This is a genomic window from Halomonas sp. CnH100-B, from assembly GCF_024124605.1.
Classification (GTDB): Bacteria; Pseudomonadota; Gammaproteobacteria; order Pseudomonadales; family Halomonadaceae; genus Vreelandella.
The window spans coordinates 588,625-614,780 of the sequence record NZ_JAMXRX010000003.1; the positions used below are offsets into that span (position 1 = coordinate 588,625).

The window sequence follows — 26,156 nt, forward strand, 5'->3', positions numbered from 1 at the left end:
TCGAATGAAGTTGGCCTATTGTATCACTGCTGCGCGCTGCGCGTTTTATGAGGGGCGGCGGCACGTACCAACGGGCGTGTCAGCGTTTGTGCCATGATTACCCCGGCAAGAATTAACAGCCCACCCATGAAGTGGAATCCCGATACCTGTTCACCCAATAGCGCCATGGCAATCAGCGCACTAAACAGTGGCATGAGGTTGATGAAGATACTCGATTGGTTGGCGCCGATTTGACGTACCGCACGCATCCATAAAAACGTCGTGATGACCGAGGCGGGAATGCCTGCGTAAAGGATCAACCACACGTTTTGCCCATCCACCGGTGTCATGGGGCCCATCACGTAGGGCGGTAATAAAAACAGGACGGCAAAGCAGACCTGCGCATAGAGCATGACCCAAGGAGGCAGGTTCATCGCCCAGCGCTTGAGCATGACACCGTATAGCGCGTAGCAGGTGGCGGCGACCACCATCAGCGCGTCGCCTTGAGCCACCTCCAACTGCAGCAGTGAGAGCGGGTTGCCGCGGCCAAGCAGCACGGTGACGCCGATAAAGGCGAGCACGCCGCCTACGACACCGCCCAGCGTGGGGGGTTCCTTGAGAATCAAAGCGCTGAGCAGCACCGTTAGCAGTGGCACCATGGCGGCCAAAATGCCCATGTTGGTGGCGGTGGTGGTCTCTGCCGCCACGTAGGCGAGGCCTTGCCACAATCCCATGCCCAGCAAGCCCAGTAGTGCCAGCTTCGGCCAGTTACGCTGTATCTCCTGGCGATGGCGCAGAGCGGCGGGTAGCACGAAGGGGGTCATGACCAGCAGCGCCAGCAGCCAGCGCAAAAAGGCGATGCTGCTAGGGGCAATCGCACCCACGGTCAGCTGGTTGATGGTCATGTTACCCGACCAGATCAGCACCGTGGCCAGCGGCGGTAAAAAGTAAATCAATGGCATAGCACGTTCCCTTAAAACAGTCCCTTATCGTTAGCCGGTTAATGTGACGCGCTTTGCCGCGATGAGCAAGGGGAAGGCGTTGGGCAAACCGCTGAGCTATACCAAAGAGCAGCCCCACGGGGCGGCTAAAAGTCTGTACGTCGAACTCGCTATGTCATACGCTTGTTTGAATACGAATGGCTAGCCGTTTCAATAACATTAAAGGAGCGCCGTGATGCACCCAGCGCCAGCTTATCCGCATCTGTTTCGTCCGCTGACCGTCGGCCACTTGACGCTGCCCAACCGCGTCTTGATGGGGTCCATGCACACCAATCTGGAAGAAGCGCCGAACGGCTTCGAGCGCTTGGCGGCGTTCTATGCAGAGCGGGCGCGTGCAGGGGTAAGCTTGATCGTCACGGGCGGCATTGCGCCGAACCCCGAAGGGGCGGTCTTTCAGGGCGCCAACGCGCTGACGGATGCGTCGCAGGTCGCGGCGCATCGCCAAGTGGTCGAAGCGGTTCACGCCGAAGGTGGCCATTTGTGCATGCAGATTTTACATGCTGGGCGCTACGCCTACTCCCCCGAGCTGGTCGCGCCGTCGGCGTTGCAAGCGCCGATCAATCCCTTTACCCCTCGGGCGCTCTCCAGTGACGACGTCGAGCAGCAAATTACCGACTATGTTCGCTGCGCTACGCTCGCCCAGCAGGCGGGCTACGACGGCGTTGAGGTGATGGGCTCGGAAGGCTATTTGATCAACCAGTTTATTTGCCGCCGCACCAACCAGCGTGACGACGACTGGGGTGGCGATTTCGAGCGGCGTATGCGCTTCCCGGTTGAGATTGTCAAGCGTATTCGTCAGGCCGTTGGCGAACGTTTCCTACTGATCTTCCGCCTCTCGATGATCGATTTGGTGGAAGAGGGCAGCTCCTGGGACGAGGTCGTACAGCTGGGCCAGGCCATTGAAGCCGCTGGCGCGAACGTCATCAATACCGGCATTGGCTGGCACGAGGCGCGGGTGCCCACCATTGTCACCAGCGTGCCACGGGCGGCGTTTACCGAGGTTAGCCGACGCATGCGCACGGCGCTGTCGATTCCGCTGATCACCACCAACCGCATCAATATGCCGGAGGTGGCCGAGCGGGTACTGGCAGACGGCCATGCGGATATGGTGTCGATGGCGCGTCCGTTTTTGGCGGACCCGGAGTGGGTGCGTAAAGCCGAGGCCGGCTTGTCGGAGGAAATTAATACCTGCATCGCCTGCAACCAAGCCTGCCTAGATCACACCTTCATGGGCAAGCTGACCTCGTGCTTGGTCAACCCCCGCGCTTGCCACGAAACCGAGATTTCCCTGGCACCGGCGCAAACGCCCAAGCGGGTGGCGGTCGTTGGCGGCGGCCCGGCGGGGTTGGCCACGGCGGTGGCAGCGGCCAGCCGTGGGCACGCCGTGGTGCTTTTCGAGCGTCGCGCCGAGCTGGGTGGGCAGTTCAATTATGCCCGTAAAATTCCGGGCAAAGAGGAGTTCAATGAAACCCTGCGCTACTTCCGAGTGATGCTGAAGAAACATGCCGTCGATGTGCGGCTGAATACCGACGCCACCGCAGAGGCGTTGGCCGATTTCGATGAGATCGTGATGGCCACGGGGGTCGTGCCCCGTGAGTTGACGCTACCCGGCGCTAACCACCCCAGCGTGCTGAGCTACGCCGATGCCATCGAGCAGCCTGAGCGGGTGGGCAAGCGCGTGGCGGTGATCGGCGCGGGAGGCATTGGTTTCGATGTCTCTGAGTTGCTTTCCCATGAGGGGCACTCCGCCATGGAGGTGGCCGCATGGTGCGACGAGTGGGGCGTGGATTTGGCAGTGTGCGAGCGGGGCGGTTTGAAAGCACCGCAGCCGCCGCGTTCACCGCGCAGCATCGTGATGCTGCAGCGGAAAAGCTCTAAGCCGGGCAAACACCTGGGCAAGACCACGGGCTGGGTACACCGTGCCTCGCTCAAGCAGCGCGGCGTAGAAACACTGACTGGCTGCGAGTATGTACGTATCGATGATGCCGGTTTGCACATTCGCCGCGACGGACAAGAGCAGGTGATTGAGGTGGACACCATCGTGGTATGCGCGGGACAAGAGTCCGTGCGTGACCTGATGACCCCGCTGCAACAGGTGGGCGGGCGCGTGCATGTGATTGGTGGCGCTGCGGAAGCGGCCGAACTGGATGCCAAGCGCGCCATCGATCAAGGCACACGGTTGGCGGCGTCGCTGTAACGCTCATTGGGGGCGTGACGTTGACGGCAAAATGGCGATAGACTGATGAATCACCCTAACCACTAAGCCACGTTAGGGATTTAAGGCGCGGGTGGCACCCAGCCTGCGCCGCACGACCGCCAGACAAAAGGATTATCGTCATGCCCTCGGAGTGTACCCCACGATTTTTAGCCAGTGATAACACCTCCGGTATCTGCCCAGAGGCAATGCAGTACTTACTCGAAGCCAATCAGGCGGACGATCTCGCCTATGGTAACGATCGCTGGACCGCCCGCGCCGCCGACCGTTTTCGGGAAATGTTCGACTACGACTGCGACGTGTTTTTCGTGTTCAACGGCACTGCAGCCAATTCACTGGCGCTCTCGGCGATGGGGCGCAGCTACCACAGCGTGATTTGTCATGAGCTGGCGCATATCGAAACCGACGAGTGCGGCGGCCCTGAGTTCTTCTCGAACGGCGCGAAGCTGCTGACCTCCCCGGGGGCGAATGGCAAGCTGACCCCCAAAGGGATCGAAGCGCTGGTCACCAAGCGCAGCGACATTCACTATCCGAAACCGAAAGTCGTCTCGCTCACCCAGGCCACCGAAGTCGGCACCGTTTACTCCCGTGAGGAGCTGTTGGCCATTCGCGCCATGGCGGACAAGCATGATTTGCGTCTGCACATGGACGGAGCGCGGTTTGCTAACGCCTGCGCCAGTTTGAACGCTTCGCCTGCCGAGTTGACTTGGCAGGTAGGGGTCGATGCCCTGTGCTGCTCGGGCACCAAAAACGGCTTGGCGTTTGGCGAGGCGATCCTATTCTTCAATCGCGAGCTGGCGGAAGACTTCTCCTACCGCTGCAAGCAGGCGGGGCAGTTGGCGTCGAAAATGCGCTATGTGTCAGCGCCGTGGCTGGGGTTGTTGGAGAGCGGTGCGTGGCTGACCAACGCCGAACATGCCAACGCCATGGCACGCTATCTATCAGAGGGGCTGCAGGCGCTGCCGGGTGTCTCGCTGATGTTCCCCACCCAGGCGAACAGCGTGTTCGTTGAATTGCCGCCTCACGCCATCGAAGCGTTGAAAGCCAAAGGGTGGACGTTTTACACCTTCATCGGCGCTGGCGGAGCGCGTTTTGTGTGCGCGTGGAACACCACCGTTGAATTACTCGACCAGCTATTGGCCGACGTCAAAGAGGTGCTGGAGCAGTCCCCCGCTGCCTAGCTCGATGCGGCTCTTGGACCGCCTGCACGCCACCGCTGCGGTGGCGTGTTGCGTTGTAGTGCTCTGTAGAATTCAACGCAACTAAAGCTCTCCTCCGATGCTCATAAGTTTATCTCAGCGGTCAGATGCGCTGCGTTGAAGGTGATGTCATCACTTTTTGCTAATGCTGACTACGCTGATAGAGCGACACCTCAAATAGCACGCCGCCTGGGGTATTGGCTTGGCGGTCGCGCTGGGGGATGGGCCACAGGAGAGTTCCATGAGCATCTTTGATCACGTTCAAGACCGATTTGCCCGCGTTCAGCAAGAGGACATGAGCCTTGAGGAGTACTTGGCGCTTTGTCGCCGCGACCCTAAGGTGTATGCCAGCGCCGCCGAGCGCATGCTGGAAGCGATAGGCGAGCCTGAAGTGATCGACACGGCGAAAGACCCGCGTCTATCACGCATTTTTTCGAACAAGGTGATTCGCCGCTATCCTGCCTTCGCCGAGTTTCATGGCATGGAAGAGGCCATCGAACAGATCGTGGCTTATTTCCGCCACGCGGCCCAGGGGCTCGAAGAGCGCAAGCAGATTCTTTACTTGCTGGGTCCGGTCGGCGGCGGTAAGTCGTCGTTGGCCGAACGCCTGAAGCTATTGATGGAGCGCATTCCTTTCTATGCCATCAAAGGCTCGCCGGTCTATGAATCGCCCCTTGGGCTCTTCTCACCGGAAGAGGATGGCGAGCTGCTGGAACAAGAGTACGGCATTCCTGCACGCTATCTGCGCAGCGTCATGTCGCCTTGGGCCGCCAAACGCCTAAAAGAGTACGGCGGCGATATTTCCCAGTTCCGCGTGGTGCGGCTCTATCCGTCACGGCTGAATCAAATTGCCATCTCCAAAACCGAGCCGGGGGACGAGAACAATCAGGATATCTCGTCGCTGGTCGGTAAGGTGGATATTCGTCAGTTGGAGCTTTACTCCCAAGACGACCCGGATGCCTACAGTTTCTCAGGCGGGCTTTGTCGCGCCAACCAGGGGCTGATGGAGTTCGTGGAGATGTTCAAGGCACCCATCAAGGTACTCCACCCGCTGCTGACCGCCACCCAAGAGGGCAACTACAACCCCACGGAAGGCATGGGCGCGATTCCTTTCGATGGCGTGATTCTGGCCCACTCCAACGAATCGGAATGGCAGGCGTTTCGTAATAACCGCAACAACGAGGCTTTCCTGGACCGCGTCTACATCGTCAAGGTGCCTTACTGCCTGCGGGTGTCGGAAGAGATCAAGATCTATCAAAAGCTGCTGGAAGACTCTTCCCTCAACGCAGCGCCCTGCGCGCCGGATACGCTGCGTATGCTGGCGCAGTTCTCGGTGCTGTCGCGGCTCAAGGTGCCGGAGAACTCCAGCATCTACTCCAAGATGCGGGTATATGACGGGGAGAATTTGAAAGACACCGACCCGCGCGCCAAATCGATCCAGGAGTACCGCGATGCGGCAGGCGTAGACGAGGGCATGCAGGGCCTCTCGACCCGCTTTGCCTTCAAAATTCTCTCCAAGGTGTTCAACTTCGATAGTACCGAAGTCGCGGCCAACCCGGTGCATCTGCTGTACGTGTTGGAGCAGGCGTTGGAGCGCGAGCAGCTGCCGTCCGAAGTATTCGAGCGCTACCTGGGCTTCATCAAGGAGTTTTTGGCCCCGCGTTACGTGGACTTCATCGGCAAAGAGATTCAGACCGCGTATCTCGAGTCTTACAGCGAGTACGGTCAGAACATCTTCGACCGCTATGTGACCTATGCCGACTTCTGGATTCAAGACCAGGAGTACCGTGACCCTGAAACCGGCGAGCTGCTCAACCGCCAATCGCTGAACGAGGAACTCGAGAAGATCGAGAAACCGGCGGGTATCTCCAACCCGAAAGATTTCCGCCATGAGGTCGTGAACTTCGTGTTGCGGGCGCGGGCGCAAAACAACGGTATGAACCCTAGCTGGCAGTCGTATGAGAAGCTGAAAGGCGTCATCGAACACAAGATGTTTGCCAACACCGAAGAGCTGTTGCCGGTGATCTCGTTCAACGCCAAAGCGTCGAAGTCGGATCAAAAAAAGCACGAGGATTTCGTGGCGCGCATGGTGGACCGTGGCTATACCGAAAAACAGGTGCGGCTGCTCTCCGAATGGTACCTGCGCGTGCGTAAGTCTCAGTAGCGGGCCGCTGTCGGCCCGCACACAAGAGCGCCAAGAGTCGGCGCTCAAGATCGAGGTGTTGAGGAGGTCGAATGACCTACTTTATTGATCGCAGACCTAACGCTAAGCACAAGAGCGCGGTCAATCGGCAGCGCTTCTTGGAGCGTTATCGCAAGCACATCAAGCGCTCGGTGGAGGAGGCGGTCAACCGCCGCTCCATCACCGACATGGAGCGTGGCGAGAAAATTTCGATTCCTGCCAAGGACATTTCAGAGCCCGTGTTTCAGCACGGGCCGGGCGGGGCGCGTAATATCGTCTCGCCGGGTAATAAGGAGTTTCTGGAGGGGGATAAGATTCGTCGCCCGGCGGGCCAGGGGGGCGGCAATGGAGTGGGCGAGGGCGGCGCCTCCAACCAGGGGGAAGGAAACGACGAGTTTGCCTTCACCCTCAGCCGTGAAGAGTTCTTGGAGTTTGTGTTCGACGGCTTGGAGCTGCCCCATTTGCAGCGCAAGCCGCTAAAGTCGCTGGAAGAGATCAAAATGGTGCGCGCAGGGCTGGCGCGAGACGGGGTGCCGTCACGCATCAGCATTACCCGTTCGATGCGTGAAGCCTACGCACGGCGTATCGCCATGCGTGCGCCCATCAAGCGTGCCTTGAAGGAGGCGCAAGAGGCGCTGGCGGCCGAGGAGCGCAAAGACTCGGTGTTGCGCAACCCAGCGCGAATCGTGGAGCTCAAAGCGGAGATCGAGCGACTGGAGAAGCGTATCGACGCCATTCCGTTCATCGATACCTACGATTTGCGCTACCACCAGTTGGCTGCCCAGCCACAGCCGTCGAGCCAAGCGGTGATGTTTTGCGTCATGGACGTCTCGGGCTCCATGACGCAGAACCATAAAGACATCGCCAAACGTTTTTTCTTACTGCTCTACCTTTTTTTGGAAAAGCATTACGAAAAAGTCGAGCTGGTGTTCGTACGTCACCATACGGCTGCCAGAGAGGTGAGCGAAGAGGAGTTCTTTTACTCTCGCGAAACCGGCGGCACCATCGTCTCCAGCGCGTTGAACCTGGTCAATAAGATCATCGAAAAACGCTACCCCGCCGGCCAGTGGAATTTGTATGTAGCGCAGGCCTCCGATGGCGACAACTGGGACGACGACTCCAACATCTGTCGTGATCTTCTGGTGAAGCAGTTGATGCCTCAGCTGCAGTACTACGCCTATGTGGAGATTACCCCGCACGATCATCAGTCGCTTTGGCACGAGTACGAAAGCGTGGCGGCGCAGTTTCCCGAGCGCTTTGCCATGCGCCAGATCGTCGATGCGGTCGATATCTATCCCGTGTTTCGTGAGCTATTCAAGCGCCGCCTGAGCCAAGAGCGGTAGTACGAGTCGAGGAGGGCGCCATGAGTGTAACCCGCAAGCCCATCGCCACTGGGTCGGACTGGAATTTCAGCGTGCTGGAGCGCTTCGACGAGGAACTCGCCAGGCTCGCCGATGAGTACCGGCTGGATACCTATCCCAATCAGATCGAAGTCATCACCACCGAGCAGATGATGGATGCTTACGCCAGCGTCGGCATGCCGGTGGGGTATCACCACTGGTCGTTCGGGAAGCAGTTTCTTGCCGTGGAGCAGGCCTATAAACGGGGACAAATGGGGCTGGCCTATGAACTGGTGATCAACTCCAACCCCTGCATTGCCTACTTGATGGAGGAGAATACTTTGATGATGCAGGTGCTGGTCATTGCCCACGCCTGCTACGGTCATAACTCCTTCTTCAAGGGCAACTACTTATTCCGCACTTGGACCGATGCGGAGTCCATCGTCGATTACCTGGTATTTGCCCGCAAATACATCGCGCAGTGCGAAGAGCGCCACGGCGTGCACGCCGTCGAGCAACTGCTGGATGCCTGTCATGCGCTACAAAACTACGGGGTAGACCGCTACAAGCGGCCATCACCTATCTCGGCGGAGGAGGAGGCCAAACGCCAAGACGAGCGCGAGGCGTACCTGCAAACCCAGGTCAACATGCTGTGGCGAACGATCCCCGAGCCGCCGGCTGGCATGGCACCGTTGCCGGGTAGCTTGCACAGCGACGACGACCCGTTGGGACTGCATACGGGCGGTCGCTACCCCTCAGAGCCCCAGGAGAACCTGCTCTACTTCATCGAAAAGAATGCTCCACTGTTGGCCCCTTGGCAGCGTGAGATCGTACGTATCGTGCGTAAGCTGGCGCAGTACTTCTACCCGCAGCGGCAAACGCAGGTAATGAACGAGGGGTGGGCATGTTTTTGGCACTACACGTTGATGAACCGGCTATACGATGAAGGCAAGGTGGATGAAGGGCTGATGCTGGAGTTCTTGCAGTCCCACGCGGCGGTCATCAACCAGCCGGGGTTCGATAGCCCCTATTACAGCGGGCTGAACCCTTACGCTTTGGGTTTTGCCATCTTCATGGACATTAAGCGGATATGTGACGCGCCGACGGCGGAAGATCGTGAGTGGTTCCCCGACATAGCGGGCAGCCCCTGGCGAGACACCCTGGAGTTCGCGATGCGCAACTTCAAGGATGAGTCTTTCATTCAGCAGTTTCTCTCCCCCAAAGTCATTCGCGACCTAAAGCTCTTTTTGATCGTCGATGATGATCAGTCCGAGACGCTGGAAGTCGCCGCGATACATGACGATCGGGGCTACAAGCGTGTTCGGGAGGCGCTCTCCAGCCAATACGCGCTCTCCGTTCGCGAGCCCAATATTCAGGTGGTGGAAGCCGCCATCCGAGGAGATCGCTCGCTGACGCTGCACCATATTCAAGACAATCGCCGCCCTTTGGGCCGAAGCGTATACCCGGTGATTCGCCATTTACAGCAGCTGTGGGGGTTCCCCGTACACTTGGTGTCCATGGAGGAGGGAAAAGTGACACGACGCTACCACTGGCCGGTAGAAGAGGAGAGCAAAGAGGCGAGTTGATGGCGAACGTGTTTTATATGTCTTCAAACGTCATCACCCCGCGCAAGGCGCGGGGTGAGTCGTTCTAATCGCTGGCACAGCGTATTACGCTTTGGCGGTCCAGGATTGGCACCAACCTTCCGGGGCGACACTGTTTTCGGGGAACAGCTGGCAGCCTTGCGTATCGGTATTGAAGAACATGCAGTTAGAGCAGAGTTCGCCCTCTTCGTAAGCAGGGTGATCGCTGGCTTCGCTGGCCACTTCAACGTAGTTGAGCGCCTGGGCGGTAGGTGAGGAGGGATCCAAACGCGGGAGTTCCTGGGCAAAAGCAGTCTTCGACAGGATTCCAGCACCAAACGGCAGGGCGGCGAGGCCTAGCACGCTGTTACGCATGAACTTACGACGGCTCTGATTAGCCATGGTGTCTCCTTATCGTCACGGTCTGACGTTTTGCTACGGTGATCGGGTGGTGGTCCACCTCTTAATACTCCGACAAGTCTTATAAATCGGAGGTCTAAGGTACATGCTAGCGCATGCTCAAAATTAGTGCGAATAACCTTATAAATAGCGCGACAATTAGCCACGCAGGTGAGCAGCGCTTGGCCCTACCCCGCAGGCTGCTATACTCGCCCCGTAGCCTGATATCCACCTTTCATGAGCAACGAGGGCGCCATGCAGAACGCAGTGATCTTGATCAATACCGAAAAAGGCCAGGTAAAAGCAGTGGCCGAGCGTCTAGCCGATGTAGAGGGGATCAGTGAGGTCTACTCTACCTGTGGTCGTTACGACTTAGTCGCCATTGCCCGCACCCGTGACTTCGAGAGCTTGGCAGAACTGGTCACCGAGCGTCTCAATGCGGTAGAGGGGATCAGCGATACTGAAACGTTGAACGCCATGCAGGTGCACTCTCGTCACGATCTGGAAACCATGTTTTCACTCGGCTGGTAACCCTCGCTATCGCGGCAACGGATAGACGAGTGGATGAAAAGAATATCGTAGGGGAGTGACTTCGTTGGGGAATTCGTTCGTGCGCTGGCGTCGCCAAGGGCGACGTCTGGGCATTGCTGTGCTGTTTGTAATCGTAGGTACTGGTCTGTGGGAGTTTCAGGGCCGTCAACATCAAGATGCGTACACGTGGAAAGGCGTGCCCACGTGGGAGTCGTTTCAACCGACGACGTTTCATCGCGTATTGCGCAACGATGGGTTTTTAGCGGGATGGTCGGATGTACGCGTCGGGGCGCTGTGGGTCAGCTACCAAGTCACCGCCGTGCCAGACAATACGCGCATCGGCAGTCGGCCCAATTTCCAAGCAGACTGGCGCACGCTATGGCCCGTAGATACGGACAGCTATTCCGGCAGTGGCTACGACCGAGGGCATCTAGCCCCCAACTATGCCATTGCCGCCGTGCATGGCCGCCGTGCGCAAATCGATACCTTTTTGATGAGCAACATGGCGCCTCAACGGCCTAATTTGAATCGTCAGCTTTGGCAGCGTTTGGAAGAGTCGGTCATGGACCACTTTGCCCCTCGCTTCGAGCGCTTGCAGGTAATCACCGGGCCCATCTACCCGGAGCACTTTATGGATAACGTGTTCAATCGCGTGGGTTTCGTGGAAGTGCCGTCGGCGTTTTATAAAATCATCGTCGCCCCTCACGAAGAGGCGCCGTTAGCGCTAGCGTTCATCATGCCTCAAGACGTAAGAGGCAACGAGCCGCTGGATGACTATCTCGTCACTATCGATGAGGTGGAAGCGCGAACGGGACTGGATTTCTTTCCTGATTTGACACCCGCAATGGAATCCGTACTCGAAGGTGAGTTGCGCACCCAAGGCTGGGCGTTGGAAGAGGTGGCGCGTCGTCCCGGGCGCTATCAGTAAATAGGCGGGCGGGGGCTTGACCCTCGCTCGTCGCAATGCGCCACCGTGTTAACGTGCTGGCGCTACAACACACCACGCTAGGGCGGTGATCGGAAAAGCGCATAGGGCACGTGACTTATACTAGAAAAAATACACAGAGAAGAAGAAAAACAAGAGGGGATAGCATAGATGAAAGAGTGATGCGGAAGGGACCATGTTATGGTGCCCAGGAGAGGACTTGAACCTCCACGTCCGTACGGACACTAGCACCTGAAGCTAGCGCGTCTACCAATTCCGCCACCTGGGCGCATCATCTTTTCGTTTGCAGTTACAGCGCAGCGTTTGTATTCGCATGGTGCCCAGGAGAGGACTTGAACCTCCACGACCATACGGTCACTAGCACCTGAAGCTAGCGCGTCTACCAATTCCGCCACCTGGGCGAATACAAACTAACCTTCTACTGCTGTTACCGCTAACTTGCCGCTGCACCTTATAACGTCATGAAAAGGGGATAACATGATGTTATTTGGTGCCCAGAAGAGGACTTGAACCTCCACGACCATACGGTCACTAGCACCTGAAGCTAGCGCGTCTACCAATTCCGCCATCTGGGCAAGTGGCGCATATGATACCGGGGCCGTGGTTAAATGCAAGCCCTGAGGCGAATTTTTTAACACTGAAATCATATCAATGCAGCGTTAGGTGGTTGGGTGATTGAACCGGCAGCGCTATACTGCGCCCATGACCAAACAAAATATGACACGCGCTAGCTCATTAACCGCTTGCGCCGACGCCAATAGCGTCGATACCGAATCCCGCCCGCAGTGCCAAGCCGCTGCGCTAACTGTCCGCCTCCCGCAAACGCCATCAAGGATGTTGATCGCATGAAGTACTGGACGTTGAGTGATGATCCGCACGCCGAGCGCGAGGCGCAAAAGTACGATAACCCTGCGCCCAGCCGCGAATACTTATTGGCTGCCTTAGAAAGTTATGGCAAGCCCATTACCCATGAAAACATGAGCCGCATGCTGGGCATCGAGGATGAAGACCATCTCGAAGCCGTGCGTCGGCGCATGGCGGCCATGGAGCGCGACGGGCAGGTGCTACGGGACCGTCGTGGCGCCTACGCGCTCATCGACAAGCTCGACCTAATCAAAGGTAAGGTCTTGGGGCATCGCGATGGTTTTGGTTTCGTGCTGCGGGATGACGGTAAGAAGCCAGATCTCGTGTTGCCGCCACGTCAAATGCGTCGTGTCTTTCACGGTGATCATGTGCTGGTGCGCATCAGTGGCCGTGACCGTCGCGGCCGTGACGAAGCCACCATCGCCGATGTCATCGCGCGCAATACCCAAACCATCGTGGGTGTCTACCGCAGCAATACCCCGGAGTTTGGGGTGCTGATTCCCGAAAACCCGCGCATTACGCAAGAAGTCATCATTCCGCACACCTCCTGTGGGGGGGCAAAGGATGGTCAGGTCATTTCGGCCAGGATCGTGCAGCAGCCCGCTACTCGGGTGCAGCCGGTGGGTGAGGTGATCGAAGTGCTGGGCGAGCGTATGGATCCCGGCATGGAGATCGATATTGCCATCCGCAGTTACGACATCCCTGCCGAGTTTCCGCCAGAGGTGCTGGATCAAACCAGCGACATCTCTGCAGAGGTCTTGGAGGAGGATAAACAGCATCGCGTCGATTTGCGTGATATTCCGCTCGTCACCATCGACGATGAGTCCGCCAAGGATTTCGACGACGCAGTCTGTGCCTGGAAGACCAAGTCCGGCAGCTGGAAACTGTTGGTGGCGATTGCCGACGTTTCCCACTATGTACGCCCCGGCACTGCGCTGGATGATGAGGCGCGCACGCGAGGGAACTCGGTCTACTTCCCGGGGCAGGTCGTGCCGATGCTGCCAGAGCTGCTCTCCAACGGCCTCTGTTCACTGAACCCTCACGTCGATCGTTTGGTGATGGTGTGCGAGATGAACATCTCCAAAACCGGCGCCATCAGTCGCTACTCGTTTTATGAAGCCGTGATGAACTCCCATGCACGCCTGACCTATAACAAGGTGGCGGCGATGTTGGACGGCGAGAGCGAGGAGGGCGAGGCGCTGCGTCGTGAGCATGCGGAACTGGTCAAGCCGCTCAAAAATCTGCACGAGCTGTATGGCCTACTGCGCTCTGCTCGGGAAGAGCGTGGCGCGATCGATTTCGATACCACGGAAACGGCGATCATCTTCAATGACGAGCGCAAGATCGAAAAAATCGTGCCGCGTACCCGTAACGACGCTCACAAGCTCATCGAGGAGTGCATGCTGGCCGCCAACGTGGCCACGGCGCGCTTCCTGGACAAGCACGACCTTCCAGCGCTCTACCGTATTCACGAGCGTCCCACGCCCGAGCGTTTGGACAAGCTGCGCCTGTTCTTGAGTGAGCTGGGACTTTCCGTCGGAGGGGGCGACGAGCCCACGCCGCAAGATTACCAAGCGCTTCGCGAAGCCATTGCCGACCGACCGGACGCCGATATCATTCAAACGGTCATGCTGCGCTCGATGAATCAGGCCGTTTATTCGCCTCAGAACGAAGGCCACTTTGGTTTGGCGTACCAGGCGTACGCCCACTTTACCTCGCCGATCCGCCGTTATCCGGATCTGCTGGTTCACCGCGCCATTCGCTCGGTGATTCGTGGCCCGCGTCAAACCAATACGGTCGTGCGGGTAGAGGGTGCGCCGGTAGAGCCACCGAGCAAATGGTGCCCCTATACCTTCGAACAAATGCTGGAGCTGGGCGAGCACTGCTCGATGACCGAGCGGCGTGCGGATGAAGCTACCCGCGATGTCGAGAGCTGGCTCAAGTGTGAGTTCATGTCCGATAAGCTCGGAGAGACTTTCGAAGGTACGATTGCCTCGGTGACCCAATTTGGCCTGTTCGTGCGTCTCGATGACTTCTATGTCGAGGGCTTGGTACACGTGACCTCGCTACCGTCGGACTACTATCACTACGAAGCCGAAAAGCATCGCCTGAAAGGGGAGCGTACCGGCACCACCTACCGCCTGGGGGATGGCTTGACCGTTCAGGTGGCGCGCGTGGACATGGATGACCGGAAAATCGACTTTGGCTTGGCCGATGACAAACCGCGCCCGCGTCGCCAGCCGCGTAAGCGTCGTGGTGAAAGTGGTGGCCCCAAGGCAGCCGCTGCCCAGGATAAGCCGTCAACGCGTCGTGGCCCGCGCCGTACGCGCAACGGCTCGCGCAAACCATCAGCGAAAAAGGGGTGAGCATGAAGTCGTCGTCTCGACGTCCCCCGCGTACGGCCATTCGCACGCCGGATGGCTTGGATCACGTGTACGGCGTTCACGCGCTGGAGAGCTTGCTAGGGCGTGGCGAGTCCCCTCAGGAGCTGTGGGTTCAGCAGGGGGCGGGTAACCGTTTGAAAGAGTTGGTCGCCACGGCCCAGTCCGGTGGTGCGCGTATCAGAGAGCAGCCCCGTGACGTGCTCGACCAGCTCACCCAGGGCGCAGCGCACCAAGGCGTGGTGGCATTTTGTGCCCCTTTGATGCCCGAAGGTGAAGAGTCGCTGTGGTTGAAACTGCGTGCCTGGCAGGCATCCGCACCGCCGCTGTTGCTGGTGCTGGATGGCGTCACCGATGTGCATAACTTCGGTGCCTGCCTGCGTAGCGCCGATGCCGCCGGCGCCCACGGCGTGATCGTGGCGAAAGACAAAGCCGCGCCGCTCAATGCCACGGTCAGGAAAGTGGCCTGCGGTGCTGCAGAAGTCGTGCCGGTCTATCAGGTCACGAATCTTTCGCGCACGTTGGCCAAGCTCAAAGATGCGGGTGTTTGGATTACCGGTACCGCCGGTGAGGCGGAGGCCAGCGTGTTCGAGATCGACATGACCGGTCCTACCGCGCTGGTGATGGGCGCCGAAGGGAAGGGCATGCGCCGTTTGACCCGCGAAGCCTGCGATAATCTCGCCAAATTGCCCATGGCCGGGCAGGTGTCGAGCTTGAATGTCTCTGTGGCCACCGGTATCTGCCTGTTTGAAGCCGTTCGCCAGCGGCAGCTTGCAAGTTAGCGGCCAGCCCACTAGAATGCTTGCGCCCGTTTATTCATAAGCGGGCGTTCGTATGGATAACTCATCTGTACGATCAACAGTTCTGCTTGATGCGCTATCTCGGCTGTTCGCGGCCTAGAAAGGGCATTTCAGTTAACTCCTTGCTTCCCTGTCGCCGTTGAGGTATCTGCCCCAGCGCACATCGGAAGCTGCCAAACCGCAAGGAGATTCCATGCGTCATTACGAAATCGTGTTTATGGTCCACCCGGATCAGAGCGAGCAAGTGCCGGCTATGGTCGAGCGCTACACCAGCATCGTTACCGAAAACGCTGGTACTGTGCATCGCCTGGAAGATTGGGGCCGTCGTCACCTGGCTTACCCGATCAACAAGATCCACAAAGCCCACTACGTGCTGATGAACGTTGAGTGCACCGGCGAGACTCTCGAAGAAATCGAGAACATCTTCCGTTTCAACGACGCCATCATCCGCAGCTTGGTCGTTCGTTGCAAAGAAGCGATCACCGAAGCGTCTCCGATGATGAAGCCGGCAGAAGAAAAGCGTCCGCGTCGCGAAGAAAAACCGCGCGCTGAAGCTGAAGAAACTGCCTGATTTTATCCACCGCACGTTTTAAGGAGCTAGTCCATGGCACGTTTTTTCCGTCGCCGTAAGTTTTGCCGCTTCACCGCTGAAGGCGTCAAGCAGATCGACTACAAAGATCTCGACACGCTGAAGGCTTACATCACCGAAACCGGCAAGATCGTTCCGAGCCGCATCACCGGCACCAAAGCACGCTATCAGCGTCAGCTGGCGACCGCTATCAAGCGTTCACGCTACCTGGCACTGCTGCCCTACTCCGATAGCCACCAGTAAGCGTTTAACGTGATGCTGGCACTAGCAAGATGGCTGATGCGTGGTACGCCCTATGCCGCAGGCGGGGCAGCGCTAGCAGCGTTAGTGCCCTGGCTGTTTTGGTTAGGTGCGGCCATTGCGGCGTTAGTGACGCTGCGCAAGGGCTTTGCTCCCGCGCTTCCCGTCATTATCGCTGCGGCATTACCAGCCGGTTTCTGGTGGGCGCAGGGTGATGTGATTCCGCTGGCGAGCGTACTACTCGTTTCGCTCATGGCGGTCATATTGCGCGAGAGGATGCGCTGGAGTGAAGCCTTGATCGTTGGCACCTTAGCGGCCGCGGTCATGGTGCAGCTTGGCATCTTCAGCCCACCGGGCGGCACAGAGCTCATGCTGGAGCAGTTGCGCGAGAGCTCGGAAGAGATCGACCGCATGCTCACAGAGTTTGCCAACCAAGGCGTCGACACGACGACTCTGGCCTCCATGGTGATCGGGGGCGTAACGGGGTTGGTTGTGCTGTTAGCGGCCATCGCATGTTTGGCGCTAGCACGCAGCTGGCAGGCTGGGCTTTATAACCCAGGCGGCTTTCGTGAGGAGTTCCATGCGCTGCGCCTGACTCCCAAAGAACTCGCTATTTTAGTAGTGCTTGGGGTGGCAGGTATGGTGCTAGGTGCGCAGGCGCTGGCCATGCTTAGCTGGATTCCGCTGCTGATAGCCGGTATTGCGTTAGTGCACGGGTTTATTGGAATAAAGGGGATGAACGGGCTGTGGCTGGTAGCATTTTATGTGCTGCTGATCACGACCTGGCCCACGATTCTCATTGTGCTGCTGTTGGGGCTGATCGATACATTCGCGAACGTTCGCGCACGCCTTGCCCGCAGCAATTGACAAGAGGTTTACGAGATGGAAGTCATTCTGCTCGACAACATTGGTAAGCTGGGCGGCCTGGGTGACAAGGTCACTGTTAAGCCCGGTTATGGTCGTAACTACTTGGTGCCTTACGGCTTAGCCGTACCGGCCACCAAAGAAAACGTAGAAGCGTTTGAAGCACAGCGTGCCGAGCTCGAAGCTCAAGCCGCTGAGCGTAAAGCAGAAGCCCAAGCACGCGCTGAGCAACTGAACGACATCGAACTGTCGTTGGTTTCTAAAGCGGGCGACGAAGGCAAGCTGTTCGGCTCTATCGGTCCGCGTGATCTGGCCGACGCCATCTCCTCTGCTGGCATCGAAGTTGCCAAGAGCGAAGTGCGTATGCCGCAGGGCCCGATTCGTCAAACTGGCGAATACGACATCGACCTCCACCTGCATGCAGAAGTGGACGCCGTTGTACGCGTGGTGGTTGTCGCCGAGTAATCTCGCTCGTCAACGCTAACGCCTTAAAGGGCGCGGGACCTCCCGCGCCCTTTGTCTTTTCTGAGCCGCTGACGAGTGTGATTCGGCCAGTGGTGTGAAGGAAGCAGCCCGGCTAAGATAAGCGCCGTTGGCAATGCGTTACTTTTAAGGAGCTCGCTATGCAGGACCAGCCCTCTGCTGATCAAGAAACGGCGGCGTTAAAGCTGCCGCCGCACTCGCTAGAGGCGGAGCAGTCGGTGTTAGGCGGGCTCATGCTAGATAACCAAGCCTGGGATAACGTATCCGAGCGTTTGGTAGCAGACGATTTTTATCGCTATGAGCACCGTTTGGTGTTCAACGTCATGATTCACTTGGCGGAATCGGGACAGCCGCTCGATGTCGTCACGCTTTCTGAAGCGCTGGAAGCGCGGGACCAGTTGGATACCGTCGGCGGGCTTGGGTTTCTGGCGGAGCTTGCCCGCAATACGCCCTCGGCCAGCAACATACGCGCCTACGCGGATATCGTTCGCGAACGTGCCACGCTGCGTAAGCTGATTCGGGCAGCTAACCAAATTGCCGAAGGGGCGTTCTCGCCGCAGGGGCGACCTGCCGATGAGCTGTTGAACGAAGCAGAGCGGCTGGTGTTTCAAATTGCCGAAGAGCGCCCCAAAACCGGTGGCCCGATCGGTATGAGCGACCTGCTCACCAAAGCGGTCGACCGCATCGATGAGCTCTTCAACCTCAAAGGGGAGATGACCGGCCTCTCCACTGGTTTCCGCGATCTGGACGAGATGACCTCTGGCCTGCAGCCCTCCGACTTGGTGATCATCGCCGGGCGTCCGTCGATGGGTAAGACGACTTTCGCCATGAACTTGGTCGAGCACGCGGTCATCTCCAGCGACAAGCCGGTCATGGTGTTTTCCATGGAGATGCCCGCAGAATCGCTGATGCTGCGTATGCTCTCTTCACTGGGGCGCATCGACCAAACGCGAGTTCGCTCGGGCCAGCTGGAAGATGAGGATTGGCCGCGACTTACGTCGGCCGTCAATCTTCTAAAAGACAAGCAGCTGTTCATCGATGATACCGCCGCGCTCTCACCCAACGAGATGCGTTCGCGGCTGCGTCGTATCGTACGTGAGCACGGCAACATGGCGCTGATCATGATCGACTATCTGCAGCTGATGCAGATCCCCGGCTTTTCCGAAAACCGTACGGGGGAGATCTCCGAGATTTCGCGCTCTTTGAAAGGCTTGGCAAAAGAGTTCAACTGCCCGGTCGTGGCGCTTTCGCAGCTGAACCGCTCGCTAGAGCAGCGCCCCAACAAGCGACCCGTGATGTCGGATTTGAGGGAGTCGGGCGCGATCGAGCAGGATGCGGACGTCATCGCCTTCGTATACCGAGATGAGGTGTATAACCCGGACAACCCGGATAACCAGGGTATTGCGGAGCTCATCATTGGTAAGCAGCGTAACGGGCCGATTGGCACCGTCCACATGGCCTTCATAGGCAAGTACACGCGCTTCGAGGACTTGGCACCCGACAGCTACGGCGAAGCGTTTGGCGATTAACTTGAGCGTCATGGGGGAGAACGTATAATGCGCACCCTCATGAGCAGTTCGCCTCGAGCAGATAGAGAGACAGGAGTAACAAATGGCAGGTGGTTTTAGGCGCGGTAACCGCAAACGTCTTCCGAAACTGGAAGGCCGTGGTGAGCTCCAGTCGCTAGAGCGCGAAGGCCCTTTCAAAGAGTGGCTGGGCATGCCCGACCTTTATCGCTACTTTTTGGTGGTGGAAGGGGAGAAGTACAGCTACCAAACCGAAGATGCTGAACTTCCCGTCGCGGTGGGCGATAAAGTGGTCTTTCGTTACAAAGAGACCAAAGGCGGTAACTGGATCGATCGTAACTCGCTGGGCAAGGCGATCGACCCGTCTGAGTATCAATAAGTCGACCATAAGTTGACGATAAAGGCAGGAACTCTTTTCTGTTATTGCCGTCTTAGGCAGTTAGTGCCAAGGTAATATAATTGTCATGGAGCCACGTCATGCTGTGCTCCATGACGATGACCAATAACAGGAGGGAACCATGGAAATGAAAGCGTTAAAACAGTTCGTCGCGAATCACGACAATTTCGAAATTCGTGTCATTACCCATTCGGGTAGCCGTTTTTATCAAGTCGAGCTGGAAGATGTCGAAGGCGAGCGTCACATGCTGATGCAGCGCGGCAAGCCGATGCTGTTTCGCTCACTGGACGACGTTTATTTAGAGCTAAAACGCGCAGGCATTCATCGCGCTTACTTGGTGCAGCACGTGCCCCAAGACGAAGTGATCGGTCGCGACGCTCATTACAGCGCGCCGCTCACCTCGCGTATGCCTCTGGTGTTTTAATTCCTCCGCTGAATCATTGAGCGGCGTTACCCTGACGTTTTTCCCACCACCGCCCCAGCCGAATACGGCGACGGGCAAAGAAACGGTAGCCTGCATCCATCATGCTGCGCAGGCCCGGTAAGCAAGATAGCCTTACCAGCCGCCGGTAGCCCAACACCGCATAGAGGGCCCGGCTGGCGTCCATACCGATGAACCATCTCCCCTCGCGATCTTGCAAATGCAGTTGACCCATCATGGTGTCGAAACTGCGGCCTACCTCCTCTGGTTTGAACTCGCTGCTCTGAATATCGACGAGCCGAACGCGTGACCGATGGCGATGTTTGGCAAGCCAAGCGACTTCCACTCGGCAAAAGGGGCAGTGCCCGTCATGGTAGAGCGTGACCGGGGCCTGGGCATCTAGCGTGGCGAAGCGGCTCATGAGCGTTTCTCCGAGTCAGACGTAGAGGAGGAGTGTTGGGCTGTAGAGGCATAGCCCTTCGTGTGCGCCGGTTGGCCGTAACCGGCGCTGGTGGGTAGTTTGGCAAGGAATTGCTCGGCCTGCTGGCGAATGGCCTCGCGCTTCTCCTCTTTCATGCGTCCTAGCGATCCATAGATGAGCTTCATTCGTGGGTTACGGTTGAGCTGTTCCGCATTGGTTTCCAAAAAATGCCAGTAAAGGCTGTTGAAGGGGCAGGCTTTGGGGCCGGTCATCTGTTTAGGGGAGTAGCGACAGTGTTGGCAGTGATCAGACATTTTGTCGATGTATTTACCCGAGGCGCAGTAAGGCTTGGAGCCCATCAAGCCACCATCGGCGTGCAGCACCATGCCCAGCGTGTTGGGCAGTTCGACCCATTCGCAAGCATCGGCATATACGGCGAGGTACCAATCGCACAGCGCTTCAGGCTTGACGCCGCACAGCAGAGCAAAGTTGCCGGTGACCATGAGGCGCTGAATATGATGCGCGTAGCTATTGTCGATGGTCATTTGAATGGCGCGTTGGAGGCAGCGCATGTCGGTGTTGGCGTCCCAGTAAAACCCGGGCAGCTCGCGGGTGAAGCCTAGCTGGTTTGCCTGCTTGTATCCGGGCATTTGCGTCCAGTAGAGCCCGCGCACGTATTCGCGCCAGCCGAGTATTTGGCGGATGAAACCCTCTACCGCATTGATAGGCGCTTTGCCAGCATGGTAGTGCGCCTCGGCGGCGTCACACACTTCCATCGGTGAGAGCAGACCGATATTCATCGCTGCAGAGAGGCGTGAGTGATACAAAAAGGGTTCTCGGTCGCTGATGGCATCTTGATAGCGGCCAAAGTCTGCCAGCCCGTGTTCGATGAAGTGATTCAGGTCGACCAGTGCCTGCCGCCGGGTGACCGGCAAGTTGAAGGTCTCCATCGTTCCCATGTGATCAGGGAAGTGGTCAGCGGCATCCTGGAGCGCTGCTTGAGTCACGTCATCCTTGCCGTGGTTAGGCAGCGCAGGAAAGCTCAGCGATGCGTCGATGGGCTCGCGGTTGTCATGGTCGTAGTTCCACTGCCCGCCAACCGGCGTGTCGCCTTCCATGAGCAGGCCGGTGCGCTTGCGTTGCTCGCGGTAGAAGTACTCTAGGCGCAGCTGTTTGCGGCCCTCCGCCCAGCGTGAAAAGTCGTCCGGTGTGGTGAAGAAGCGGTCATCTTCCCATAGCTGCCAGGGGAGGGCGTTATGTTGGCGCTGCTGCATATCGTTCCACAGCCGCCACTCGCCGGGGCGGGTAACGCGAATTTCATCACAGCCATACTGGTTGGCGAGCCGCTCGGCTTCTTCTATCAGCGACTGGGTGTTATCGCCATCATTGATGCGGCTGTAGTGCACCGTATAGCCTTTGTCTCTCAAGGCGTCGGCAAAGTGGCGCATGGCGGCCATGAAAAGACCGATCTTATGCAGATGGTGCGGCACGTAGCGTGCCTCTTCGGCCACTTCGCACATCGCCACCACCGCGTTGGAAGGCGCTTCGCGAAGGGTTGGCAGCGTCAGCGTGAGCTGATCACCCAGTACCAGGAGTAACGGCTTGGACATGAGTTGGCCTGCAGTTATACAAATAATGCTGATAGTATAACTTTATGCCGCGACTTTGCCGAAAAGTGTTAAGATTTTGCCCATTACGTACACCCGAGGAGTTAGCGAGATGGCCGATAGCATCGTGAAGGATCAACCTGGTGAGGGGCGCTTGGCCCACGCGCCCAGCAGCCACCCTGCCGTTCCCCGCGCCAAGGTGGGCGTCGTTCTAGCGAACCTGGGAACGCCCGATGCCACCGACTACTGGTCCATGCGCCGCTATCTCAGCGAGTTCTTGTCTGATAAACGAGTCGTAGATTATGCCGGATGGAAATGGCAGCCTCTTTTGCAGCTCATTATCCTGACCAAGCGTCCGTTCTCCTCGGGCAACGCGTACAAAAGCATCTGGAATAACGAGAAGAACGAAAGCCCGTTGCTGACCATCACTCGGGCGCAAACGGAAAAAATGACCGAGCGCCTGAAAGCGCTTTACGGCGACGATGTCGAGGTCGATTTCTGTATGCGCTACGGCAATCCTTCCACGGACAGCGTGCTCAAACGCATGAAAGAGAAGGGTTGTGAGCGCATCGTCTTCTTCCCGCTCTATCCGCAGTACGGCTCGCCCACTACCGCTACTGCCAATGACCAAGCGTTTCGCACGCTGATGAAAATGAAGTGGCAGCCCTATATCCGTACCGTACCGGCCTATTTCGAGCATCCGGCGTATATTCAGGCGTTGGCTAACTCGGTACAAGAGGCGTACGACGGCTTCGAGAGCCGTCCTACCAAGCTCGTGGCGAGCTATCACGGCGTGCCGGAGCGCTATTTGATGGAAGGGGACCCTTACCACTGCCAGTGTCAGAAAACCACGCGTCTACTGCGTGAAGCGCTGGGGCTGAGCAAAGAGGAGGTCGATACCGCTTTCCAGTCCCAGTTTGGCCCTGAGAAGTGGGTGGGTCCGCAAACGGTGGATCACGTTGCCGAGCTGGCGAAACAGGGGCACAAGCATATTGCCATCCTCTCTCCAGCGTTTTCTTCCGACTGTGTGGAAACCCTGGAAGAGATCAAAGAGGAGATCCACGACAGCTTCATGGAGGCTGGCGGTGAAACCTTCAGCTACATTCCCTGCTTGAATGATCGTGATGATCATATCGACGCCTTGCTGGCGGTGGTCAATAACGAGCTGTCAGGCTGGCTGCCGACACCGTAACGTCACACGGTTGCTATCAAAACCGTCTAGCGTATCGCGCTAGGCGGTTTTTTATTGGAACCGACTTTTCTAGAAAACGAAGCAGGGCTGGTATAAGGTTTGTGTATATAAAATCACACTTATTCAACGCTCAAGCAGCTTATGCAAATGTGTAAGCCGCTGGTTAGGATGAAAAAACGTCACTAGGGAGAAAGCGTCGGATGCAATTTGCCGTATTAATGGGCTTCGTGTTGGCAGCGTTGTCGCCGCTGCTCAACCGCTGGTTTGGAGAGCGCGCAAGCCTCGTGCTTGCGCTGTTTCCGGCGCTCCTGGCCGGTTGGCTGCTGAGTCAGGCACCTCTGGTCCTCCAAGAAGGCCCGCAGTTGTTGGCGTGGGCGTGGGTGCCTTCGCTGGGTATCAGCCTGAGTTTTCTGCTCGATGGCCTGTCGTTGCTGTTTGGTTTGCTGATCACGGTGATCGGCACCTGCGTACTGGTTTATGCCGGTGGCTATTTGAAAGGCCACCCCGATGTCGCTCGTTTCCACTTGGCCCTGGTTGCCTTCATGGCATCCATGCTGGGACTCGTACTCGCCGATGGATTGCTCACGCTCTTTATCTTTTGGGAGCTGACCAGCATCACGTCTTATCTGCTGATTGGCTTCAATCACACGGATATCGAGGCGCGTAAATCTGCGCGGCAAGGTCTATTCGTCACGGTCGCCGGAGGCCTGGCCCTAATGGCCGGGCTGGTGCTACTGGGGGTATCCAGCGGTCACTGGTCGCTCCATGAGATTCTGCAGTCAGATGAAGACCTGCGTCAGCATGCTCTCTACACTCCTATGCTGATCTGTCTGTTGCTGGGGGCCTTTACCAAGTCGGCACAGTTCCCGTTTCACTTTTGGTTGCCCAACGCCATGGCCGCTCCGACCCCCGTATCGGCTTATCTGCACTCTGCCACCATGGTGAAAGCGGGCATTTATTTACTGGCGCGGCTGCAGCCGGAACTGGGCGGCACGGCCATGTGGATGACGCTGCTCTCTGTGGTCGGGGCGACGACCATGCTGACCGGCGCTTTCCTGGCGATTCACCACACCAATATCAAGAAGCTATTGGCGTACTCGACGGTCATGGCGCTGGGAACGTTGACCATGCTGTTGGGGATTGGCTCGGAGTACGCCATGACCGCGTTTGTCACCTTCTTGCTGGCCCACTCCTTGTATAAAGGAGCGTTGTTTATGGTTGCGGGTATTCTGGACCATGAAACGGGCACCAAAGACGTGACTGCCATGGGAGGGCTACGCAGCGTCATGCCCGTGACGGCAGTGATTGCCATGGTGGCGGCGCTTTCTCTGGCGGGGGTGCCGCCGCTGCTGGGCTTTATCGGTAAAGAGCTGATGCTGGAAGCAGCGCTAGGCGCCGAGCGCGTTCAATGGATGTTGGTGGTGTTTGCCTTCCTAGCCGCCGTGCTGACCATTGCGGTGGCGGCCATCATCGCGCTGAGACCTTTTTATGGCGCACGCCATGAGACGCCCCAAACGCCCCATGAGGCGCCGCTGAGCATGCTGATTGGCCCCGCGCTGCTAGCCTTTGGCTCCCTCGCGCTGGGTTTGGCGCCAGCTATGTTGGGGGCTGACGCGTTATTGACGTCGGCCGCCACGGCCGTTGCGGGGCAGTCACTGCCGGTCTCGCTATCGTTGTGGTATGGCATCAATGTGGCGCTGATCATGTCGGTGGTTAGCCTGATGCTCGGTTTCTTGCTCTTCAAACGGTGGGACAGCGTGCGCGGCCAGCTAGCCAGATTGTCGCCCGTGATGCGCTACGGCCCTGAAGCGGGCTATGAAGGGCTTATGAACGGCATCGTGCATTTTTCGGAATGGCAAACGCGCGTGCTACAAAATGGCTACATGCGTAACTACATTCTGGTCATGCTGGTGGTGCTCATTGCGCTGATCGGTAACTCCATCCTACTGCGCCATTCGCCTCAGCTGGCGCTTACGCTAGACGTGCGTTTTCACGAAGTGATCGTGGTGGGCACCATGGCCATGGGGGCTCTGTTTGCCACGATTTCACGCTCCCGCCTGGGGGCGGTGGTATCCGTGGGGATCATGGGCTTCTCGATTGCGCTGATCTTCATTCTCTTCAGCGCGCCAGACCTCGGGATCACGCAGCTGCTCGTGGAGACCATGACGGTCATCCTTCTGGTACTGGTGCTCTTCCGCTTGCCGCGTTTCTCCAACCTCTCCACCCATCTGGAGCGCATTCGCGACGGGGCCGTGGCGGCAACCATGGGCGTGCTGATTTTCCTGCTGATCATGACCGCTTGGAGCATCGACCAGTTCGAAACCATTTCGACCTATATGGTGGAAAACAGCGCACCGCTTGCCCATGGCCGGAATATCGTCAACGTCATCTTGGTCGATTACCGTGCCCTCGATACGCTGGGTGAGATGTTCGTGTTGGCGCTGGCCGCGATTGGCGTGATCGCCATGCTGAAGCTTCGCCACGGTGGAAAGGCAGGCAACACCGCGGACGGCGAGAAAGCCAGCGTGAAGGAGCCCTACGATGGTTAAGTCAGGCACGATTATTTTGAATACGGCGGCGCGCTTTCTTATGCCGCTGCAGCTCATGTTTTCGGTATTTCTGTTACTGCGAGGCCACGATGAGCCGGGGGGCGGCTTTATTGCTGGGCTAGTGGCTGCGGGCGCCTTCACCTTGTACCTGTTCGCCTTTGGGGTGAGTGCCACCAAGGAGGTGCTGCGCATGGTCGACCCACGGGATTTGATTGGCGCAGGCCTGCTGTTGGGGATGATCTCGGTGGTACCCGCGTGGTTCATGGGGCAACCCTTTCTTACCGCCCAGTGGTGGACGATTCCGGTGATCGACTTCAAAGCCTCGACGCCGCTGATTTTCGATATCGGGGTGTACTTGGCGGTACTGGGCTCGGTCACCGGCATGGTCATGGCGCTGATGGAGGTGGATAAAGATGAGCCTTGAGTTACCCCTTCCGATGACCGCAG

At 58.0% G+C, this 26,156-nt stretch carries 23 protein-coding genes and 3 tRNA genes; 19 read left to right on the top strand and 7 right to left on the bottom strand.

Annotation, left to right across the window (positions count from 1 at the left end; translation table 11 throughout):
• Nucleotides 1–23 precede the first annotated feature (23 nt).
• Complete coding sequence (locus tag NH398_RS09385; RefSeq protein WP_159342771.1) at nt 24–941, bottom strand: DMT family transporter; 918 nt, start codon at nt 939–941, stop codon at nt 24–26.
• 214 nt (nt 942–1,155) lie between these two features.
• On the opposite strand from NH398_RS09385, the gene NH398_RS09390 reads away from it, so the two are divergent.
• The 5 genes from NH398_RS09390 to NH398_RS09410 all read left to right on the top strand — a co-directional run bounded on the left by NH398_RS09390 (nt 1,156) and on the right by NH398_RS09410 (nt 9,502).
• A complete protein-coding gene (locus NH398_RS09390) occupies nt 1,156–3,177 on the top strand; it encodes an NADPH-dependent 2,4-dienoyl-CoA reductase (RefSeq protein WP_253018093.1) in 2,022 nt (673 codons plus the stop codon).
• A 140-nt stretch (nt 3,178–3,317) separates the two neighbouring features.
• Nucleotides 3,318–4,376, top strand: a complete 1,059-nt coding sequence (locus tag NH398_RS09395; RefSeq protein ID WP_253018094.1) for a low specificity L-threonine aldolase — start codon at nt 3,318–3,320, stop codon at nt 4,374–4,376.
• A gap of 259 nt (nt 4,377–4,635) precedes the next feature.
• The gene (locus NH398_RS09400; RefSeq protein ID WP_159342768.1) at nt 4,636–6,558 is read left to right on the top strand and encodes a PrkA family serine protein kinase; all 1,923 of its coding nucleotides are present in this window, start codon (nt 4,636–4,638) and stop codon (nt 6,556–6,558) included.
• Between the two features lie 71 nt (nt 6,559–6,629).
• On the top strand, nt 6,630–7,919 hold the full coding sequence (locus NH398_RS09405) for a YeaH/YhbH family protein (RefSeq protein WP_253018095.1): 1,290 nt from the start codon (nt 6,630–6,632) through the stop codon (nt 7,917–7,919).
• 20 nt (nt 7,920–7,939) lie between these two features.
• Complete coding sequence (locus tag NH398_RS09410) at nt 7,940–9,502, top strand: SpoVR family protein (protein WP_159342766.1); 1,563 nt, start codon at nt 7,940–7,942, stop codon at nt 9,500–9,502.
• 84 nt (nt 9,503–9,586) lie between these two features.
• Here the strand turns inward: NH398_RS09410 and NH398_RS09415 are convergent, their stop codons facing one another.
• Entirely contained in the window at nt 9,587–9,901 is a 315-nt protein-coding gene (locus tag NH398_RS09415; RefSeq protein WP_159342765.1) for a high-potential iron-sulfur protein, read from the bottom strand.
• 252 nt (nt 9,902–10,153) lie between these two features.
• Between NH398_RS09415 and NH398_RS09420 the strand changes: the two genes are divergently transcribed.
• On the top strand, nt 10,154–10,429 hold the full coding sequence (locus tag NH398_RS09420; RefSeq protein ID WP_044628486.1) for an Lrp/AsnC ligand binding domain-containing protein: 276 nt from the start codon (nt 10,154–10,156) through the stop codon (nt 10,427–10,429).
• Nucleotides 10,430–10,493: 64 nt separating this feature from the next.
• Nucleotides 10,494–11,357 (top strand): DNA/RNA non-specific endonuclease, encoded by an 864-nt coding sequence (locus NH398_RS09425; protein WP_253018096.1) that lies wholly within the window; start codon nt 10,494–10,496, stop codon nt 11,355–11,357.
• Nucleotides 11,358–11,556: 199 nt separating this feature from the next.
• Here the strand turns inward: NH398_RS09425 and NH398_RS09430 are convergent.
• From NH398_RS09430 to NH398_RS09440, 3 genes are all read right to left on the bottom strand, one after another.
• Nucleotides 11,557–11,643: transfer RNA gene (locus NH398_RS09430), tRNA-Leu, on the bottom strand.
• 46 nt (nt 11,644–11,689) lie between these two features.
• Nucleotides 11,690–11,776: transfer RNA gene (locus NH398_RS09435), tRNA-Leu, on the bottom strand.
• A gap of 87 nt (nt 11,777–11,863) precedes the next feature.
• A tRNA-Leu gene (locus NH398_RS09440) sits at nt 11,864–11,950 on the bottom strand.
• 270 nt (nt 11,951–12,220) lie between these two features.
• Between NH398_RS09440 and rnr the strand changes: the two genes are divergently transcribed.
• The 9 genes from rnr (at nt 12,221) to NH398_RS09485 (ending at nt 19,943) form a co-directional block, all read left to right on the top strand.
• Nucleotides 12,221–14,605 (top strand): ribonuclease R, encoded by a 2,385-nt coding sequence (rnr, locus tag NH398_RS09445; RefSeq protein ID WP_253018097.1) that lies wholly within the window; start codon nt 12,221–12,223, stop codon nt 14,603–14,605.
• Nucleotides 14,606–14,607: 2 nt separating this feature from the next.
• Nucleotides 14,608–15,402, top strand: coding sequence for a 23S rRNA (guanosine(2251)-2'-O)-methyltransferase RlmB (rlmB, locus tag NH398_RS09450; RefSeq protein ID WP_159342763.1), 795 nt, complete (start codon nt 14,608–14,610; stop codon nt 15,400–15,402).
• 211 nt (nt 15,403–15,613) lie between these two features.
• Entirely contained in the window at nt 15,614–15,991 is a 378-nt protein-coding gene (gene rpsF, locus NH398_RS09455; RefSeq protein WP_044628490.1) for a 30S ribosomal protein S6, read from the top strand.
• Nucleotides 15,992–16,024: 33 nt separating this feature from the next.
• Nucleotides 16,025–16,252: a 30S ribosomal protein S18 gene (gene rpsR / locus NH398_RS09460; RefSeq protein ID WP_009097135.1), complete on the top strand. Its 228-nt coding sequence runs from the start codon at nt 16,025–16,027 to the stop codon at nt 16,250–16,252.
• Nucleotides 16,253–16,264: 12 nt separating this feature from the next.
• Nucleotides 16,265–17,116, top strand: coding sequence for a hypothetical protein (locus tag NH398_RS09465; protein WP_253018164.1), 852 nt, complete (start codon nt 16,265–16,267; stop codon nt 17,114–17,116).
• A 15-nt stretch (nt 17,117–17,131) separates the two neighbouring features.
• Nucleotides 17,132–17,578 carry a 50S ribosomal protein L9 gene (gene rplI / locus NH398_RS09470; protein ID WP_044628492.1) on the top strand — a complete coding sequence of 149 codons (447 nt, stop codon included), beginning with the start codon at nt 17,132–17,134 and terminating at the stop codon, nt 17,576–17,578.
• A 158-nt stretch (nt 17,579–17,736) separates the two neighbouring features.
• Complete coding sequence (dnaB, locus tag NH398_RS09475; RefSeq protein ID WP_139526810.1) at nt 17,737–19,125, top strand: replicative DNA helicase; 1,389 nt, start codon at nt 17,737–17,739, stop codon at nt 19,123–19,125.
• Between the two features lie 82 nt (nt 19,126–19,207).
• Nucleotides 19,208–19,501 (top strand): hypothetical protein, encoded by a 294-nt coding sequence (locus NH398_RS09480; RefSeq protein ID WP_044628494.1) that lies wholly within the window; start codon nt 19,208–19,210, stop codon nt 19,499–19,501.
• A 139-nt stretch (nt 19,502–19,640) separates the two neighbouring features.
• A complete protein-coding gene (locus NH398_RS09485) occupies nt 19,641–19,943 on the top strand; it encodes a DUF6482 family protein (RefSeq protein ID WP_253018098.1) in 303 nt (100 codons plus the stop codon).
• Nucleotides 19,944–19,956: 13 nt separating this feature from the next.
• Here the strand turns inward: NH398_RS09485 and NH398_RS09490 are convergent, their stop codons facing one another.
• Nucleotides 19,957–20,361: a DUF393 domain-containing protein gene (locus NH398_RS09490; protein WP_159342761.1), complete on the bottom strand. Its 405-nt coding sequence runs from the start codon at nt 20,359–20,361 to the stop codon at nt 19,957–19,959.
• Entirely contained in the window at nt 20,358–21,971 is a 1,614-nt protein-coding gene (locus NH398_RS09495; RefSeq protein WP_253018099.1) for a cryptochrome/photolyase family protein, read from the bottom strand. The genes NH398_RS09490 and NH398_RS09495 overlap by 4 nt, the downstream gene beginning before the upstream one ends.
• Before the next feature lie 109 nt (nt 21,972–22,080).
• Between NH398_RS09495 and hemH the strand changes: the two genes are divergently transcribed.
• From hemH to NH398_RS09510, 3 genes are all read left to right on the top strand, one after another.
• On the top strand, nt 22,081–23,160 hold the full coding sequence (hemH, locus tag NH398_RS09500) for a ferrochelatase (protein ID WP_253018100.1): 1,080 nt from the start codon (nt 22,081–22,083) through the stop codon (nt 23,158–23,160).
• 200 nt (nt 23,161–23,360) lie between these two features.
• Nucleotides 23,361–25,709 carry a putative monovalent cation/H+ antiporter subunit A gene (locus tag NH398_RS09505; RefSeq protein ID WP_253018101.1) on the top strand — a complete coding sequence of 783 codons (2,349 nt, stop codon included), beginning with the start codon at nt 23,361–23,363 and terminating at the stop codon, nt 25,707–25,709.
• Nucleotides 25,702–26,133 carry a Na+/H+ antiporter subunit B gene (locus tag NH398_RS09510; protein WP_159342757.1) on the top strand — a complete coding sequence of 144 codons (432 nt, stop codon included), beginning with the start codon at nt 25,702–25,704 and terminating at the stop codon, nt 26,131–26,133. Before NH398_RS09505 ends, NH398_RS09510 begins: the two co-directional genes overlap by 8 nt.
• Nucleotides 26,134–26,156 lie beyond the last annotated feature (23 nt).

Coding starts and splice junctions, on each gene's coding strand:
- NH398_RS09385 (WP_159342771.1), bottom strand. CDS start 941: ATGCCATTGATTTACTTTTTACCGCCGCTGGCCACGGTGCTGATCTGG.
- NH398_RS09390 (WP_253018093.1), top strand. CDS start 1,156: ATGCACCCAGCGCCAGCTTATCCGCATCTGTTTCGTCCGCTGACCGTC.
- NH398_RS09395 (WP_253018094.1), top strand. CDS start 3,318: ATGCCCTCGGAGTGTACCCCACGATTTTTAGCCAGTGATAACACCTCC.
- NH398_RS09400 (WP_159342768.1), top strand. CDS start 4,636: ATGAGCATCTTTGATCACGTTCAAGACCGATTTGCCCGCGTTCAGCAA.
- NH398_RS09405 (WP_253018095.1), top strand. CDS start 6,630: ATGACCTACTTTATTGATCGCAGACCTAACGCTAAGCACAAGAGCGCG.
- NH398_RS09410 (WP_159342766.1), top strand. CDS start 7,940: ATGAGTGTAACCCGCAAGCCCATCGCCACTGGGTCGGACTGGAATTTC.
- NH398_RS09415 (WP_159342765.1), bottom strand. CDS start 9,901: ATGGCTAATCAGAGCCGTCGTAAGTTCATGCGTAACAGCGTGCTAGGC.
- NH398_RS09420 (WP_044628486.1), top strand. CDS start 10,154: ATGCAGAACGCAGTGATCTTGATCAATACCGAAAAAGGCCAGGTAAAA.
- rnr (WP_253018097.1), top strand. CDS start 12,221: ATGAAGTACTGGACGTTGAGTGATGATCCGCACGCCGAGCGCGAGGCG.
- rlmB (WP_159342763.1), top strand. CDS start 14,608: ATGAAGTCGTCGTCTCGACGTCCCCCGCGTACGGCCATTCGCACGCCG.
- rpsF (WP_044628490.1), top strand. CDS start 15,614: ATGCGTCATTACGAAATCGTGTTTATGGTCCACCCGGATCAGAGCGAG.
- rpsR (WP_009097135.1), top strand. CDS start 16,025: ATGGCACGTTTTTTCCGTCGCCGTAAGTTTTGCCGCTTCACCGCTGAA.
- NH398_RS09465 (WP_253018164.1), top strand. CDS start 16,265: ATGCTGGCACTAGCAAGATGGCTGATGCGTGGTACGCCCTATGCCGCA.
- rplI (WP_044628492.1), top strand. CDS start 17,132: ATGGAAGTCATTCTGCTCGACAACATTGGTAAGCTGGGCGGCCTGGGT.
- dnaB (WP_139526810.1), top strand. CDS start 17,737: ATGCAGGACCAGCCCTCTGCTGATCAAGAAACGGCGGCGTTAAAGCTG.
- NH398_RS09480 (WP_044628494.1), top strand. CDS start 19,208: ATGGCAGGTGGTTTTAGGCGCGGTAACCGCAAACGTCTTCCGAAACTG.
- NH398_RS09485 (WP_253018098.1), top strand. CDS start 19,641: ATGGAAATGAAAGCGTTAAAACAGTTCGTCGCGAATCACGACAATTTC.
- NH398_RS09490 (WP_159342761.1), bottom strand. CDS start 20,361: ATGAGCCGCTTCGCCACGCTAGATGCCCAGGCCCCGGTCACGCTCTAC.
- NH398_RS09495 (WP_253018099.1), bottom strand. CDS start 21,971: ATGTCCAAGCCGTTACTCCTGGTACTGGGTGATCAGCTCACGCTGACG.
- hemH (WP_253018100.1), top strand. CDS start 22,081: ATGGCCGATAGCATCGTGAAGGATCAACCTGGTGAGGGGCGCTTGGCC.
- NH398_RS09505 (WP_253018101.1), top strand. CDS start 23,361: ATGCAATTTGCCGTATTAATGGGCTTCGTGTTGGCAGCGTTGTCGCCG.
- NH398_RS09510 (WP_159342757.1), top strand. CDS start 25,702: ATGGTTAAGTCAGGCACGATTATTTTGAATACGGCGGCGCGCTTTCTT.